This window comes from Corynebacterium sp. LK33 (assembly GCF_014334955.1).
Classification (GTDB): Bacteria; Actinomycetota; Actinomycetes; order Mycobacteriales; family Mycobacteriaceae; genus Corynebacterium; species Corynebacterium jeikeium_D.
Window position 1 is genome coordinate 84268 of the sequence record NZ_PDGU01000008.1, and the last position, 16244, is coordinate 100511.

13 protein-coding genes are annotated in these 16244 nt (G+C 58.1%); 9 read left to right on the top strand and 4 right to left on the bottom strand.

Annotation, left to right across the window (positions count from 1 at the left end):
* Positions 1-153: 153 nt before the first annotated feature.
* Positions 154-1713, bottom strand: coding sequence for a SulP family inorganic anion transporter (locus CRD20_RS02365; RefSeq protein WP_034664651.1), 1560 nt, complete (start codon positions 1711-1713; stop codon positions 154-156).
* Between the two features lie 169 nt (positions 1714-1882).
* Between CRD20_RS02365 and CRD20_RS02370 the strand changes: the two genes are divergently transcribed.
* Positions 1883-2287, top strand: coding sequence for a MerR family transcriptional regulator (locus CRD20_RS02370; RefSeq protein WP_048733850.1), 405 nt, complete (start codon positions 1883-1885; stop codon positions 2285-2287).
* 540 nt (positions 2288-2827) lie between these two features.
* Here the strand turns inward: CRD20_RS02370 and CRD20_RS02375 are convergent.
* Positions 2828-4339, bottom strand: coding sequence for a recombinase family protein (locus CRD20_RS02375; protein WP_070421670.1), 1512 nt, complete (start codon positions 4337-4339; stop codon positions 2828-2830).
* Between the two features lie 20 nt (positions 4340-4359).
* Positions 4360-5442, bottom strand: coding sequence for a redox-regulated ATPase YchF (ychF, locus tag CRD20_RS02380; RefSeq protein ID WP_049181654.1), 1083 nt, complete (start codon positions 5440-5442; stop codon positions 4360-4362).
* A gap of 94 nt (positions 5443-5536) precedes the next feature.
* Between ychF and CRD20_RS02385 the strand changes: the two genes are divergently transcribed.
* The 4 genes from CRD20_RS02385 (at position 5537) to CRD20_RS02400 (ending at position 10016) form a co-directional block, all read left to right on the top strand.
* Positions 5537-7087 carry an AI-2E family transporter gene (locus CRD20_RS02385; RefSeq protein ID WP_187404772.1) on the top strand — a complete coding sequence of 517 codons (1551 nt, stop codon included), beginning with the start codon at positions 5537-5539 and terminating at the stop codon, positions 7085-7087.
* A gap of 79 nt (positions 7088-7166) precedes the next feature.
* The gene (locus CRD20_RS02390; RefSeq protein WP_016423169.1) at positions 7167-8321 is read left to right on the top strand and encodes a DUF6542 domain-containing protein; all 1155 of its coding nucleotides are present in this window, start codon (positions 7167-7169) and stop codon (positions 8319-8321) included.
* A 107-nt stretch (positions 8322-8428) separates the two neighbouring features.
* Complete coding sequence (gene xseA, locus CRD20_RS02395) at positions 8429-9664, top strand: exodeoxyribonuclease VII large subunit (protein WP_005510622.1); 1236 nt, start codon at positions 8429-8431, stop codon at positions 9662-9664.
* Between the two features lie 61 nt (positions 9665-9725).
* Positions 9726-10016, top strand: a complete 291-nt coding sequence (locus CRD20_RS02400) for an exodeoxyribonuclease VII small subunit (RefSeq protein ID WP_005510689.1) — start codon at positions 9726-9728, stop codon at positions 10014-10016.
* A 118-nt stretch (positions 10017-10134) separates the two neighbouring features.
* Here the strand turns inward: CRD20_RS02400 and CRD20_RS02405 are convergent, their stop codons facing one another.
* Positions 10135-10764, bottom strand: a complete 630-nt coding sequence (locus tag CRD20_RS02405; RefSeq protein ID WP_187404773.1) for a DUF4245 domain-containing protein — start codon at positions 10762-10764, stop codon at positions 10135-10137.
* Between the two features lie 370 nt (positions 10765-11134).
* Between CRD20_RS02405 and glpX the strand changes: the two genes are divergently transcribed.
* The 4 genes from glpX to CRD20_RS02425 all read left to right on the top strand — a co-directional run bounded on the left by glpX (position 11135) and on the right by CRD20_RS02425 (position 16243).
* The gene (gene glpX, locus CRD20_RS02410) at positions 11135-12160 is read left to right on the top strand and encodes a class II fructose-bisphosphatase (RefSeq protein ID WP_005510610.1); all 1026 of its coding nucleotides are present in this window, start codon (positions 11135-11137) and stop codon (positions 12158-12160) included.
* A 163-nt stretch (positions 12161-12323) separates the two neighbouring features.
* Positions 12324-13724 (top strand): class II fumarate hydratase, encoded by a 1401-nt coding sequence (locus tag CRD20_RS02415; protein ID WP_187404774.1) that lies wholly within the window; start codon positions 12324-12326, stop codon positions 13722-13724.
* A gap of 331 nt (positions 13725-14055) precedes the next feature.
* A complete protein-coding gene (locus CRD20_RS02420) occupies positions 14056-14655 on the top strand; it encodes a TetR/AcrR family transcriptional regulator (RefSeq protein ID WP_232250776.1) in 600 nt (199 codons plus the stop codon).
* Entirely contained in the window at positions 14645-16243 is a 1599-nt protein-coding gene (locus tag CRD20_RS02425; protein WP_187404776.1) for an MDR family MFS transporter, read from the top strand. Before CRD20_RS02420 ends, CRD20_RS02425 begins: the two co-directional genes overlap by 11 nt.
* Position 16244 lies beyond the last annotated feature (1 nt).

Consider the following 16244-nt stretch of genomic DNA (forward strand, 5'->3'; position numbering starts at 1 on the left):
GTAAAAAGTAAAAATCCCCACAACACAGCGTAGCGGTTAACCGCTACGCTTCTTTTATGCTCTTCCTATGCCCCAACTTTGCAACAGCACCAATAAACTGGCGCCCCGGTTATAAGTTGGGGCGCCAAGTCGATGTGCTCGAGTCGGGGGATGTTAGTGGCCGGTGCCAAGCCGGCCAGACAGGCGGTTCAGCCGGTCCTGACTGGGACCGTCGAGCCCGATAATGGACACGGTTTTGCCTCTGTCCTGGAACTTCTGCGTAATCGCGTCAAAGGTCGCGACCGTGGAGGCATCCCAGATCTCCGCCTCAGTGAGATCAATAGTGATATGACGGGCAGAATCGGTGTAATCAAAGCGATAAACCAGGTCATTGCTTGATGCCCAAAACAACTGGCCATGCACCCGGTAGGTACGAGTATCAATCTCTCCATCGCCGTCGCCGTCGATCTCGGAGACCTTTTCAATGGAAGCGATATGTGCCATCCGACGGGCGAACATGATCATCGCGGTGACCACACCCAACACCACACCAATGGCCAGGTTGCTGGTGGCTAGGGTGGCAATAATCGTCACGGCCATAACAATGGTCTCAGAGACCGGCATGAGTTTAAGGGTGCGTGGATGCACCGAGTGCCAGTCGATGGTGCCGACCGAGACCATGATCATGATTGCCACCAGGGCAGCCATCGGGATCATGCCAACGATGTCGCCCAGTGCCAGGACCAGGACCAGCAGGAACACACCGGCTAACAGGGTGGATAGGCGGGTACGTGCCCCGGATTCGCGGACGTTGATCATGGTTTGACCGATCATCGCGCAGCCACCCATGCCGCCGAAGAAACCGGAGGCAATATTAGCCACCCCCTGTCCCCAGGATTCACGAGTTTTATCGGAATGAGTGTCGGTGATGTCATCGACGAGCTTGGCGGTCATCAACGATTCCATGAGACCGACCACGGCCATGGCCAGGGCATAAGGCGCGATGATCTGCAGGGTCTCCAACGTCCACGGCACGTTCGGAATAAACAGGGACGGTAAGGTCTCCGGCATCTTGCCCATGTCCGAGACCGTCGGGACAGTCAAACCGGCGGCAATGACCAAACCGGTGAGCACGATAATCGTGACCAGCGGGGCGGGGATCACACTGGTGAGCTTGGGGAAGAAAATCATGATCACCACACCCAAGCCGACGAGTGGGTAGACTATCCAAGGCACATCAATGAGGTGTTCGAGTTGGGCGGTGAAAATCATAATGCCCAGTGCATTGACGAAACCCAGCATCACCGATCGGGGGATAAAACGCTGAAGTTTCGCCACACCGAGGGCGCCGAGCACGATTTGTAGGACACCGCCCAACAGGACGGTGGCGATGAAATAATCCATCCCGTAACCACGCGCCACAGGAGCAATGACTAGGGCAATAGCCCCGGTGGCGCCGGTGATCATTGCCGGGCGGCCACCGGTAAAGGCGATCGCAATGGCCATGACTACCGAGGAAAACAGACCCATGGCTGGGTCAACACCGGCAAGGATGGAAAAGGCAATGGCCTCAGGGATCAGCGCCAGGGATACCGCCAGTCCGGCCAGAATCTCTATACGGATACGGGCGGGGGAAGAAAATGCGTAACGGAAGGATGCGATGATCCCGGTAGGGGCATCAGCGCCGTCTGGACTCAGGAGGGGGCGGGGGGCCGCCGTGCTAGTTTCAGTCATAGATGTCCAATCTTTGAGGGGATAGGTAACTGGGCGAACGCCCGAAAGGAATCCAACCCTCTAGTAACTTTAGGTTTGGTGATGGTGGTCATGGTAGCGGGAGTTTTACTCAACCGCCAACCCAGGCACAGGAACCCGTGGGCAACATCACCGTGAAGGAGAACAGGCAATGCAAAACAGTAATTTCAAGATCGGCGAGGTCGTTGACCAGACGGGGTTGTCGATTCCCACCTTGCGTTATTATGACAACGTCGGCCTGATTACCCCATCGGGGCGTAGCCCTGGTGGGTTCAGGCTTTATAGTGAGGCTGATGTACGTCGTGTTTTGCTGGTGCGACGGATGAAACCGCTGGGGTTTACTCTGGATCAGATGCGGGAATTCCTGGAAGCTGCGGAGATTCTTCATAGTTCAGATGGCGGGCAGGACAGTGATACCGCACAGCAGGCACGGAGTAATGCCAAGGCCACCCTTGCCGACATTCGTGAGGAGACGCGCACCCGCTACGAAAAGCTACGCAAGCAAATTGCCTACGCTGAGGAATTCCTCGATCTGGTCAACACCCTGGTACCCTAAACTGCCCCCATCCTTCGCAGGGAGAAAAAGACCATCGTATTGAATGCGCTCTGTCGAATCGCGTTCCAGATGAAGTGGACGAACGCCCGCGGCCTCTCCGGAGTGGATGGCGATAGTACAGAGGACTTCTGAAATCCGTGCAGACGACTCCTCAAAACGACACAGTCATCCAAGGTCACAAAATCGAAAATTGTCACTTAACCCCATCACTTCCAAACCGGCTTAAGTGACAAAATGCCATCGCTAAAGTCCCGATTTGAGTCCCAGGACGTGCGCCTTAAGAGAAATAACTAAAGCCCCTACCAGTGTTTCTCCTGGTAGGGGCTTGGAAGTTGGTAGCGGGGGCAGGATTCGAACCTACGACCTCTGGGGTAACAAGAGCCGTGTCATACTTCCTGCGAACGCCACGGTTGAGCAGTGTCGCCCCCGATACACGAAGGCAGATCTCCCCCGAACTGCCGGCTCCCGTGGCGTTCCTTCGTAAGAGCTTTGCGCGCCGCAGCGCATGCGCGCGATTGTTGACGTGTCACACACTGCAACCTAGTTCCACACGATCTGCACCGATTCAGGGTTAAAGGTCTTGGTGCCGCGCACGCCACGGCGCAGGCGCACCTGGCACAGGGTATTGATGACTCGGCGCTGCACGGCAAGCTCTGCGTTGTCGAAGGCATCCACGGGCGAGGCGTAGCCGGTTGTGTCGAGCAGCGCCGATGCGCCAGCAAGACGGGCACGGCGCGTTTCGAGTTTCTCGATCTGCGGCTCATAACGGTTTCGCGCGCGCTTGAGGTCACGGGCCTCGATAAGCTCCTCATCGTAGTCAGCCTGGACGCGGGCGAGCTTTGCGCGAAGCTCAGCGAGTTCGTCGTCGATGGCGTTGACCTCGTCGTCGTCCACAGTCGGCAGCAGGTCCGCCAGGTCGTCACGGCCAAGGCGGGCGCGGATCACGGCGAGCACAAAATCATCGACGCTATGTGTGCGCACTAATCCACAGGCGGCGCAGCGGTAGCGGTCGGCATGTGTGCGCACGGGGTTGCCACACTCGTCGCAGACATACAGACCCGAGCCGAGATGGCGGCGAGTGTTCCGGCGCTCCTTGTTGGTCAGCCGGTCGGGATCGTCGAGCACGTTCTGCACGCGCCACCACAGATCTGGTGTGACGATCGGCTCCCACTGCCCTTTCACCGGCTCGCCGGTATCGGGGTCGCGGACGATATGCGTGACACGGCGGTATTTGTTCTTCACGCCTTTGCGCTTGGCCTTCTTATAAGTGGAGTAACCCGCATACACGGGGTTGCGCAGGATCGAGTGCAACGACGTGTAGGCCCACGGCTGCGCGTCGGGAACCGGCTTTTCTTCCTGGCCTTCAGCGCGGCGTCGAGCGTTGCGCTCTGTGACCACGGTGTACATATGGCGCGGCGTGGTCGGGATATCCGGCAAGCCCGGTTGATCGACCCCAGATAAGGCGCGCGCAATGTCGCGCATGGAGTTGCCCCTCTCGACAGCGCGGAACATACCGAGCACGGCGGCGGCTTCGGATGGAATGATCTCGCCGGTGGAGGTGTAGCCGATAGGGCGCACACCGCCGGAGTACCAGCGGCCCTGCTCGGCGCGTTGCTGTTGCGCACGAGACTGGCGCATGCTCTTTCGCTCGATCTCGCCGCGTGCCACGGCTGCTTTGATGCGCGCGTACATTCTGCCGCCGTCGGTGGCAAGGTCAGCATCACCGTTCGCAGTGACGAGTTTCAGCCCCTGCTCCTCTGCCCTGTCGATCCACTCTTCGAGCTGCCAGGGCTGCCGTGTGAGGCGGTCGAGGTCCCAGCAAATGATCGCGTCGATCTCGCCGCGCTCAAAGGACGCCACCATCGCGTCGTAGTCGGGGCGGTCCACGTCCTTCTTCGACGCGGAGATCGACTGATCGACGTAGGTATGCACGACGTCCCAGCCGCGTTGCTCGGCAAGGGCTTCGCAGTCCTGGCGCTGCCGGTCGATGGCGAGGCCGTCCATGGCAGCATCGAGCGAGATACGGAGGTAAATAGCAGCACGTGTTGTCATGCCGCTAACACTAGCGCGCCTCAGGTTACATTGAAACGAAACTCCACCACGTCACCGTCGTGCATGATGTAGTCCTTGCCCTCCTGGCGGACCTTGCCCTTGGCCTTCGCTTCAGCGATTGAGCCGGCCTCAACCAAGTCATTGAAGGACACAATTTCAGCCTTAATGAAGCCACGCTCGAAATCAGTGTGAATCACGCCGGCAGCCTGCGGGGCCGTAGCACCCTTCGGAATGGTCCAGGCGCGAGACTCCTTCGGGCCAGCGGTCAGGTAAGTCTGCAGACCAAGAGTGCGGAAACCAGCGCGAGCAAGCGAATGCAGACCCGGCTCGGTCTGGCCAATTTCAGCCAGGAGCTCATTGCGGGATTCCTCATCCAGCTCCAGAAGGTCCGACTCAGCCTTGGCGTCGAGGAACACACAGTCCGCCGGTTCCACAGCAGCGGCCAGATCCGCGCGGCGGTCCTCGTCGGCAAGCACTTCCTCATCAGCGTTGAAGACGTAGAGGAACGGCTTTGCGGTGAGCAAGTGCAGCTCGCGCAGAGCAGAGAGCTTCACGTCATCGGAAGCTGCGAAGAGAGTGCGTCCCTCTTCCAGCACAGCGAGAGCCTGCTTGACGGCTTCAACCTCACCGACCTTTTCCTTATCCTTCTTGGCTTCCTTTTCCAGACGCGGCAGCGCCTTCTCAATAGTCTGGATATCAGCCAGGATGAGCTCGGTTTCAATCACACCGATGTCAGAGGCCGGGTCAACCTTGCCGTCGACATGCACGACATCATCATCATTGAAGACACGGACGACCTGACAGATAGCGTCAGCCTCGCGGATGTTGGCGAGGAACTTGTTACCAAGACCTTCGCCCTCCGATGCACCCTTGACGATGCCGGCGATGTCCACAAACGACACCGTAGCCGGAAGAATACGCTCGGAGCCGTAAATTTCGGCGAGCTTATTCAAACGGGGATCGGGAAGCTCCACAACGCCGACGTTCGGCTCGATGGTGGCGAACGGATAATTCGCAGCCAGCACATCGTTGCGTGTCAAGGCGTTAAACAGGGTTGACTTTCCGACATTGGGCAGACCGACGATTCCAAGTGTAAGACTCACATTGCTCATCTTACGGGCTCGGGGAGAAAGATTTGAACTCGCCCTAACTTCGTGAAGTTGCCCCCTATCCCCTCCGAACCCCCATAATGAATATGTGAGCAATAAACCCAATGAAGGCGAAGAGTGGACTGCACAGTCCGAAAAAGACGCTATCGATCACGTAATGGGATCGGAGCCTCTGCGTGTAGAACAGTCTCTGTCTATCCCCTCCGATGCCCATAAGTCAGCGGCAACGCAGCCGGATTTGCCGGAAGATGCTGAAAACCTCGATGAGCTTATGAGCGAAAATGACTCCGAGTCCATCGACCGCGCCGACGTCATTGGCGAGGGTGCCCGGTGGTTCGCAGGTTGGTGCCTGCGTTTCCTCATCACCGCAGCGGCGCTGTACGTCAGCGCTATGATTCTGGGAAAGATTTGGGCTGGCGTTCTGCCGATTCTGTTGGCCCTGATTGTCTCCACGGTGCTGGCTCCGCCCGCAGTGTTCCTGATGAAGCACCGCTGGCCCCGCGCGCTCTCCGCACTGACGGTCATCCTAGGCGCGCTGGCGGTGCTTGGCGGCGTTGTCGCGGTCCTCGCACCGACTGTGCAGTCGCAGTTCCCAGAATTGCGTCGCCAGTTCACCGACGGCATCCAAGAAGTCCAGAACATCATTCAGGCCCCACCATTTAACGTCAAGGATGAGCAGATTCTCGATGCTCTGGACCAGGGGTCCACATGGCTTCAGGAGCGCTCCGGCGATATCGCCAACACAGTCTTCCAAGGCATCTCGGTGGTCTCCTCGGTCGCCGTAACCTTGATGGCAATGCTGGTTCTGACGTTCTTCTTCATCAAGGACGGCCAGGACTTCCTGCCATGGCTCCGCCGCCTGACCGGACGTCGCCTCGGCTGGCATCTCACGGAGGTACTCACCCGCTCCTGGAACACGCTGTCGGGCTACATCCGCACGCAGGCTATCGTTTCGCTTATCGACGCGGTCTTCATCGGTGCTGGTCTTGCGATTTTGAATGTGCCGCTGGCAATGGTTCTGGCCGTGGTGACTTTCTTCGCTGGCTTCATTCCTATTGTCGGTGCTTTCACCGCCGGCTTCATTGCAGTGGTAGTCGCACTTGTTGCCAACGGCCTGACCACAGCAATCTTTGTCTTGCTCATCATCATTGCCGTCCAGCAGATTGAGGGCAATATCCTCTCCCCGATTCTGCAGTCCAAGGCTATGGACCTGCACGCCGCAATCGTCCTGCTGGTGGTTCTGCTCGGTGGCGGTATCTTCGGCATCATCGGCGCCTTCCTCGCGGTGCCAGTCACTGCAGTCGTCGCGGTCTGGTTCCGCTACCTCGGCGACCTCACAGATTTGCGTACGGGTGACAAGACCGCAAAGGATATCGAGTTCGCCACGGATGCCGGATCGATCTCCGGCATTCAGATTGAAGCTGCCGGCCGTGCGATGCGCGACCGACTGGCTTCGTTCCGCCTGGGCAGTGACGACTCCGACAGCTCTGCAGAGAGCGCCGTGAAGGCAGATGCTCGCACCGCCGGTAAGGTTTCCCCCGATGCTGGTCCGACCAAGCAGGAAGAGGGAACGATGACCAAGGCCTTCCATAAAGTCTCTGAAGTGGTCTCCGGGTCTTTCTCTAAGAAAAAGAAGTAAGGCGAAATTTTAAGACACGGGCGAGCCCACATACCGGGCTTGCCCGTATTATCACTAATAACCGGTAGGATACGCATTCGTGTCGAACAGATCAGCAATAACCCGTAAAGGCAGTGGGAACAAACCCCTGCTTCCACGCGTGCCAATGTTTGTGCCGCCGTTGCTGATGCTTCTGGCCGGCGTTTTTGGTTTGCTCTTTTCTGTTCCCAACGGTTCGCTTGGCAAGCCCTACTTCATTGCTTTTGCCGTGGCTGCTGTGGCCGGAACACTGTTGGTGGTTCCTCGCGGTCTGGTAGTTACCGTCGCTCAAATCCCTATTTTGTTCGCGCTTGTCACCTTTTTCACAGCGTGGTTTACCGGTTCTCTCGCCGATCCCGAAAATGGTGGCGCGACCGCGACGACCTCTAAACGCGCTCGCCTGGTGACCTCCGCATATCCCATCATCCAGCAGTTCCCGTGGCTGCTGATCTTGATGATTATCTGTGTCATCATCGCAGTGTGGCGTTACCTCGAAATCACCCGCACCCAGGAGAAATCCCTCAACACCCAGCGCAAGGCCGCTAAACAACGCCAGCACCGTGACGAAGCCGCTGTCGAATCCAGCTCTCAGGTTCGCCGTCGTCTCGCCGAATCTGATCGCCGCGTAGCTTCTCGCTCTCAGGAACGCCCTGCTTCACGACGTCCCGCTGCGGACATTATCCGAGATGCCGAAGCTCGCCGCCAGGCGCGCCAGCAGGCTGCACGCTCTCGGCAGGAGACTTCTCGTTCTGGTGCCCGACCGGCAGCGAGCGCCAGCTCGGCATCGCGCAACGCCGAGCAACTGCGTGAGCGACCAGTTGACCGCTCTGGGGAGCGCGCCCAGCAGCGCTCGAATTTCGCCCAGCGGGCCCAGCAGCCAACATCCCGTTGGCAGTCTCGCCCGCATCCGGGCCAGGCGCAGTTCACTCAGGATTCCACTTCGCCAAACTCGACCAGACAGCAGCCTCGTCGTCCGATTGAACGGCCAAACGCACCGCAGCGGCCAACGCAGGAGTTTCCCCGTCGTCAAGCGGCAGGAACGGCACGGATGTGGGGAGAACAGTCTTCGCCGGAGTCTCGGTCCGAAAAGCCTCAGCAGAGTCCCGCACGCCCGGGGAGCAACCACCGTCGCACCGAGGAGTGGCCACCGCGACAGCAGCGCCCTCGCCAGGAACGCATAACCGGGCGCGATAGCAGGTCTCGTTACCGCAAGTAGCTCGGGCTTGCACTTTTACCGTCACAGTTGCCCACAGGCAGATTTAGCCTGTGGGCAACGTGCGTTTATTAGCAGGGCGATCCGCACCATCGTGTAAGTGTTGATGTATGTCGAAATTGGAAACGTCGGCCGAGAAACCGGTTCAGGTTCGACGCCTGAACCAGTTAGTCAAGGACTACATTGAGCGCCTTGGACAGATTTGGGTAGAGGGGGAAATCGCCCAGGTCAACTCCAAGCCGAGCTGGAAGCTCTCTTACATCACTCTGCGTGACACCTCCGCGGAGTTTTCGGTGTCGGTGACTTGTTCTACGGCGGCTCTGCGCAATAATCCGTTGCGCAACGGCGACCGCGTAGTGGTTTTGGGCAAGCCTGCGTTTTATGCCGGGCGGGGGCAGTTTTCCCTGTGGGCTACGGAGTGGAGGCCCGTGGGGTTGGGGCAACTATTGGCGCGGCTGGAACAGCTGCGCCAGGCGCTAGCGGCGGAAGGACTTTTTGATCCACGGCTGAAACGCCCTCTGCCCTACCTCCCCAACAAGATCGGGTTGATTACTGGTCGCGGTTCGGCGGCTGAACGCGATGTGCTTTCGGTCGCGGGTGCCCGCTGGCCCGAAGTGGATTTCCGGGTAATCAACACAATTGTGCAGGGCGCCAAGGCTGTTCCGGAGATTATTGAGGCGCTTGCACAGCTCGACGCCGATCCGGAGGTTGATGTCATCATCGTCGCCCGTGGCGGTGGCAGTGTCGAAGATTTGCTGCCTTTTTCAGATGAGGCTCTGATTCGTGCGGTGAGTAAGGCGACAACACCGATGGTTTCTGCAATCGGGCACGAGCCGGATACTCCGCTGTTGGATTACGTCGCTGATTTACGTGCTGCCACACCGACGGATGCAGCAAAGAAAACAGTGCCCGATGCTGCGGAGGAACGCCGCCTCATTGCACAGCTGCGTGAGCGCTCCTCGGCATCCCTGCGGCGATGGGTTGACCGTGAAGTAGCTACTCTGAGGGATTTAACGTCGCGGCCGGTACTGCGCGATCCGCTCACTCCCATCCGCGTGCGTGAAGAGTTTGTCACGGCGCAGGTCGATCGGCTACGTTTTCTCATCCACCGCAGTCTGGAACGTGAGGAAGCCGTGGTATCGGGATTGCGCGGCAAGGTTTCAGCACTTGGCCCCTCTGCCACACTCGCTCGCGGCTATGCCATCGTGCAGGCACAATCGGCTACTCAGCCGGAACCACAGATTGTGACCTCTATTGCAGATGCTCCGATGGGTTCCCAACTGCGAATTCGCGTCAGTGACGGCTCCATCTCTGCAGCGACGCTAGCTACGAAGCCGGCGAATTAGTAAGCAATGACTTTTCCAACTTTGAATCTTTAACTACTAGATGTAAAGGACGTATTCGCTAATGAATGACAATGTTTTCGGCGCGGGTCAGGCTCCCTCTTCGGAGGAACAGGTACCGGTGGAGAACCTGAGCTACGAGCAGGCTCGAGATGCGCTGGTAGAGACCGTCAAGCTCCTAGAACTCGGACAGATGAGCCTGGATGAATCCCTGGCGCTGTGGGAGCGAGGCGAGGCGTTGGCCCGCCGCTGCGAGGAGCATTTGGCTGGCGCCCGGGCAAAGGTTGAAGCCGCCTTGGCCAGCAAGAATCAGGATGTCTCGGCTTCTGCCGAGAATGTGGGCGATGAGGACTAAAAAGAGACGAGAAACGATCGTCAGTTCATATCGTTTCTCGTCTCTTCGCTGATAGCTGAGTTCAGCTATTTTATGGCCCTAGTCGGGATTACCGCTCCAGGTGAGTGCTCGACTCGGCCTACTTTGCTGGTGCCGACGGCATCTCGGACGCAGTCGGCTGCGGCCGTGACGAATCCGGCATTGTCGCGTCCGGATCAATTGGCTCGGCCTTCTGCATAGCCGCCGCCAACTGTGTGAACTCCTCGTCGTTGGCAGTGCCCTCGATAATTGCGCGGGAGCCACCGAGGTCCCCAACCCATACGCGACGCACGTTGTCCTCAGCCGGCTCATACTTAGTCCAGGTTGTACCTTCCACGTCAGTAGTACCGTCCCGGAGACGGTTCTTACCATCATCCGGCAGCTGACCTGCTTCCGCATCTGTTTGCGTGACCTGAATGAATGCTCCGCTAGCGGTGACATAGCCAATAATGGTCGTCTGCTTCCCCGCTGCCATACCCGCGCGGGTCGAGTTTGAAGTCCAGCCCTCAGGCACCTTCGGCAGGCGAACTGGATAGTCCACGCGCCGAGCCTCCATGTTCACGAATGGGGCGGCATCGACCTCGCGCACCGGACCGTTTTCCGGCTTCCCGGGGTTAAAACTGCACAGGCCGGTAAAGCCGATGGTGACAGCCACCGCAAGAAACATCACCACGAGGGTGAGAACCATGTCTCGACTGTCCTGCAAAATCCTAGGTTTCTCATTCGCCACGCGCTCAAGTATGCCAAAGGCCTCGCAACGAACCTAGTCATCAGTCGCATCCGCACAGCTGCGGCTAGCAATACTTGATGACGGACGCTGTCGACGTCGTCAAGCGAACTGACGCCGGAACAAACTTTTGATACCCGCATGATGTGGGGGTTTAGCCCTGAAGCTCCCCCCACTTTGGCGCTGCGTCCACCCCCGAACATGAAAAAGGTGGAACACTAGTAACAGATGCAATGGCGCTCAAAAGGACGCGCCAAACATCGATATATAGAAATTGTTGCAGCGCTAAACCCCAGTTTCCTGGCGTGGCGTCTCCCAGCACATTCTCAAACCTCAAAAGAGTTCTAAAAAACGACGGAAGGGCCAGAAGTCAATGAACGCCTCGAATCCTGAAGCACCAGATCGCAACCTTGCGATGGAGCTCGTCCGAGTTACTGAGTCCGCTGCATTGGCGGCTGGTCAGTGGGTCGGTCGTGGTCAGAAGGAAAAGGGCGACGGCGCTGCCGTCGATGCCATGCGTCAGCTCATCAACACCGTGGCTATGAACGGTGTCGTTGTTATTGGCGAGGGCGAAAAGGACGAAGCCCCGATGCTGTTCAACGGCGAAAAGGTCGGCAACGGCCAAGGTCCGGCCGTTGACATCGCGGTTGACCCGATTGACGGCACGACTCTGATGGCAGAGGGCCGCCCGAACTCTATCGCTGTTCTTGCTGCTGCAGACCGCGGTTCCATGTACGACCCGTCGGCTGTGTTCTACATGGATAAGATTGCTGTTGGCCCGGAGGCTGCCGGCAAGATTGACATCGAGGCTCCAGTTGAGCACAACATCAAGGTCGTTGCTAAGGCCAAGGGGCTGCGTCCGGAAGATGTCACTGTTGTCGTGCTGGATCGCCCGCGCCACGCTGACATGATTCGTGACATCCGCGAAGCTGGCGCCAAGGTTCGACTGATTGGCGATGGTGACGTTGCTGGCGCTGTTGCCGCAGCTCAGAACACGAACTCGGTCGATATCATGATGGGCGTCGGCGGCACCCCAGAAGGTGTCATCACCGCATGCGCCATGAAGTGTATGGGCGGCGAGATCCAGGGCAAACTGCATCCGCGCGATGAGGCTGAAATTAAGAAGGCTCTCGACGCTGGGCACGATCTTTCTCGTGTTCTGACCACCGATGACCTGGTCGCATCCGACAACTGCTACTTCGTTGCCACTGGTGTCACCAACGGTGACATGCTGCGCGGTGTCGCTTACCGCGGTAACGGCGCGTGGACCCGCTCGCTGGTTATGCGCTCCAAGTCCGGCACCATTCGTCGCATCGAGGCTTTCCACTCCCTGGAGAAGCTGCGCAAGTACGCCAGCATCGACTACGGCAAGGGCGAGATGCCTGACATCGATCTGTAAGTAACTACCCCTTTAGTGGTGCCCTCAGGGCACCACTTTTTTAACAAACTGATTCATACTTGAAGACGAATGCGCTAACGGTTCTGCATCGCATGAAAATTGCATGCGCAATGAGGGGCCGTTCTGCGCGCACTCAAGTTCCCCTAACTGAAAGAGGCAACGAATGACAGAGCAGCAGTTCCGCATCGAGCACGACACCATGGGCGAGGTTAAGGTTCCGGTTAATGCCCTGTGGCGCGCACAGACTCAGCGTGCAGTTGAGAACTTCCCGATTTCCGGCCGTCCGCTGGAGTCTGCACAGATTCGCGCTATGGGTCTGCTGAAGGCAGCTTGCGCCATCGTCAACAAGGAGCGCGGCCTGCTGTCTGCTGAGCAGGCAGATGCCATCGTCGCCGCTGCCAAGGAAATTGCCGAAGGCAAGCACGATGCTGAGTTCCCGATTGACGTCTTCCAGACCGGTTCGGGCACTTCTTCCAACATGAACACCAACGAAGTCATTGCGTCCATCGCAAAGGCCAACGGCGTTGAGGTTCACCCGAATGACCACGTCAACATGGGTCAGTCTTCCAACGACACCTTCCCGACTGCCACTCACGTCGCAGCAACCGAGGCAGCTGTCAAGGACCTCGTCCCGGGACTGAAGGTTCTGCAGGAGTCCCTGGCTAAGAAGGCCAAGGAATGGGAGACCGTTGTTAAGTCCGGCCGCACTCACCTGATGGACGCTGTCCCGGTGACCCTGGGTCAGGAGTTCTCCGGTTACGCTCGCCAGATTGAGGCTGGCATTGAGCGCATCGAGGCCACCCTGCCGCGTCTGGGCGAGCTGCCAATTGGTGGTACCGCTGTTGGCACTGGCCTGAACACCCCGGCGGACTTCGGCGCCAAGGTCACCGCTGAGCTCGTCGAGCTGACCGGCATCAAGGAGCTGCGCGAGGCTCAGAATCACTTCGAGGCTCAGGCTAACCGCGACGGCTTGGTTGAGTTCTCCGGCGCTATGCGCACCGTTGCAGTCTCCCTGAACAAGATCGCTAACGACATCCGCTGGATGGGCTCCGGCCCGCTGACCGGTCTTGCTGAGATTCATCTGCCGGACCTGCAGCCGGGTTCCTCCATCATGCCGGGCAAGGTCAACCCGGTTCTGTGTGAGACCGCTACCCAGGTCGCAGCGCAGGTTCTGGGCAACGACACCGCTGTTGAGTTCGCGGGCGCTAACGGCGCATTCGAGCTGAACGTCTTCATCCCGGTCATGGCACGTAACGTGCTGGAGTCCGCTAAGCTGCTGGCGAACACCGCACGCGTCTTCGCCGAGAAGCTGGTTGACGGCATCGAGCCGAACGTTGAGCGCATGAAGACTCTGGCTGAGTCTTCCCCGTCGATTGTGACCCCGCTGAACTCCGCCATCGGCTACGAGAACGCAGCTAAGGTCGCTAAGACTGCTCTGAAGGAAGGTAAGACCATCCGTCAGACTGTTATCGACATGGGCTTCGTCGACGGCGAGAAGCTGACCGAGGAAGAGCTGGACAAGCGCCTCGACGTGCTGGCAATGGCCAACACTGATCGTGACTAGTTCTTTCTGAACTCGAAGGTGTGAGAGCACCTTACGCATAAGACCCCGTAGTCTCACTTCGCTGAAAGACTTCGGGGTCCTTTGTTTTGGTACTCCCCATTCGCAATGATCGGAGAGTGACTTCGTGCCCCCCCCATTCGACCCCTGCCATACTGCCGGGGATGCGCCCTGCGGCAAACTTTATGTTGATTAGTCAACTTGCCACCACATTGCACTCGGTGTAACTTTACACCTTGTGCAAATTGATGAAAAAGCTTCTCCCAGATTGGACCCGGGCGAACGTCCCGAGTGCAGTCTCCGGGAGCTCAAAAGGTTTCAAACACACTGCGCTTTGGCCGATGCCGCGACCGCTCTTGTGTTGGATCGCGGATACGACCACGTCAGCATCGAAGACATCTGCCAGCGGGTCAATATCAGTCGACGCACATTCTTCAATTACTTCGACTCCAAGGATCAATCCATCTTCGGCAACGGCATCATGTCATTCGATGCTGACGATGAAGAGACATTCCTCGCCCAAACCCACCAAGACCCCATCGCGGACATGCTCGATTTCATTGAGCAAAAGCAGCGATCCCAGCTACTCCGATATAAAGAGCTAGGGGCAACCGAGGAATTTCACCGCATGCTCAAGGAGCGTATCCGCGAGATTTTGCTCAATGAGCCAAAGCTCTCGACGGTTGTCATTTCCAATTTTGGCAGCTCAATGCGCCGCGTCCGGTCCGCATTTGAGCGCTATTTCGAGATGAATCCACAGTCGCGCACGCACCCCGAGCTGCCCGTCGGGCACGAGGTAGCACTGTCGGTCGGTTTCGTCCGCGAATGCGTGCTCTACTCATCGGCTCATCGGGACGAATTCACAACAGACACACCGCTTCACGACGCCGCCGACGTCGTTAAGAATTTTTGGAGGAGGAATAGTGACAGCTAGCAACACCACCACTCAAGGCCAAACCGACACCACGGTTTCTGACAACAAGTCCCACTTGGGAATCATCTTCTTCGCGCTCATTCTCACTATGCTGATGAGCTCGCTGGGGCAGATGATTTTCGCCACCGCCCTGCCGACCATTGTCGGCGAGCTCGGCGGAGTTGACCACATGTCGTGGGTTATTTCTGCATTCCTGTTGGCACAGACTGTGGCGATGCCGATTGTCGGCAAGCTCGGTGACATGATTGGGCGCAAGGGCCTGTTCATGATGGGCATCGCTCTGTTCATAATCGGTTCCGTCATGGGTGCAGTCACCAGCTCCATGAGCCTGCTCATCGCCGCCCGCGCTTTTCAGGGATTTGCGGGCGGTACATTGATGGTTTCCTCACAGGCCATCCTGGCCGAGGTTATTCCCGCACGCCAGCGCGGTAAGTACATGGGCATCATGGGTGCTGTGTTCGGCCTGAGTTCCGTGCTGGGACCAGTACTGGGAGGCTGGTTCACCGACGGCCCGGGCTGGCGCTGGGGTCTGTGGATCAACGTCCCAATGGGCGTGGTTGCACTATCGGCAGCTGCGGCCTTCCTGAAGCTGCCCCGACGCCAGCGCGAAGGAAACTTCGACTACATCGGTACGACGTTCTTGACCGCTGCTGCCTCGACGCTAATTCTCACCACCACGTGGGGCGGTACACAGTACGACTGGAACTCCGGGATCATCATCTCGCTTATCGTTGCCTCTGTCGTTTCCTGGGTGCTGTTCTTCCTCACTGAGACTCGCGTTTCCAACCCACTGATTCCGACGCACTTGTTTAATAACCGGAACTTCGTGCTCACGACTGTGTCGGGCCTCATTCTGGGTATCGCGATGTTCGGCACTATGGCCTATATTCCGACCTACCTGCAGATGGTGCACTCAATGTCACCGACCGCTGCAGGTTTGATGATGACGCCGATGATGGTCGGCATGCTGCTCACCTCAATTGGCGTTGGCCAGATTGTTTCGCGGACTGGTAAGTATCGCTTCTACCCCTTCGTCGGCCTGATGATTATGGCTGTCTCCCTCTATTTGCTGTCCACGCTGGAGACCACCACCCCACTGTGGCAGGTTGGTGTTTACCTGTTCATCATGGGCTTCGGCCTGGGAACCGGCATGCAGGTTCTGGTTCTCATCGTGCAGAACTCCTTCCCGGTCGCCATGGTCGGTACCGCTACCGCTGCGAATAACTTCTTCCGCCAGATTGGTGGTGCGGTCGGTTCCTCCATTGTGGGGTCGATTTTCATCCACCGGATGAAGGACCTGGCAGGCGAACGCGTTCCGGCGGCTGTCGAACAAATCAAGGCCGCATCACCGGAGGCTGCAGCGGAGTTCGCAAAGCAGATGGGCCCGGAGGGCTTTTCCTCTAAGTCGATTGGTTCACTGACGCCGCAGGTACTGGATAGTATGCCGGCGCCAATCCATGAAGCGCTGATCTCCAGCTACAACGATGGTTTGACGCCGATTTTCTTGGTACTAACGCCAGTGATTATTCTGGCAGCAATCATTGTGTTCTTCGTTCGCGAGGATCCTTTGAAGGAAACCGTCGAGTAAT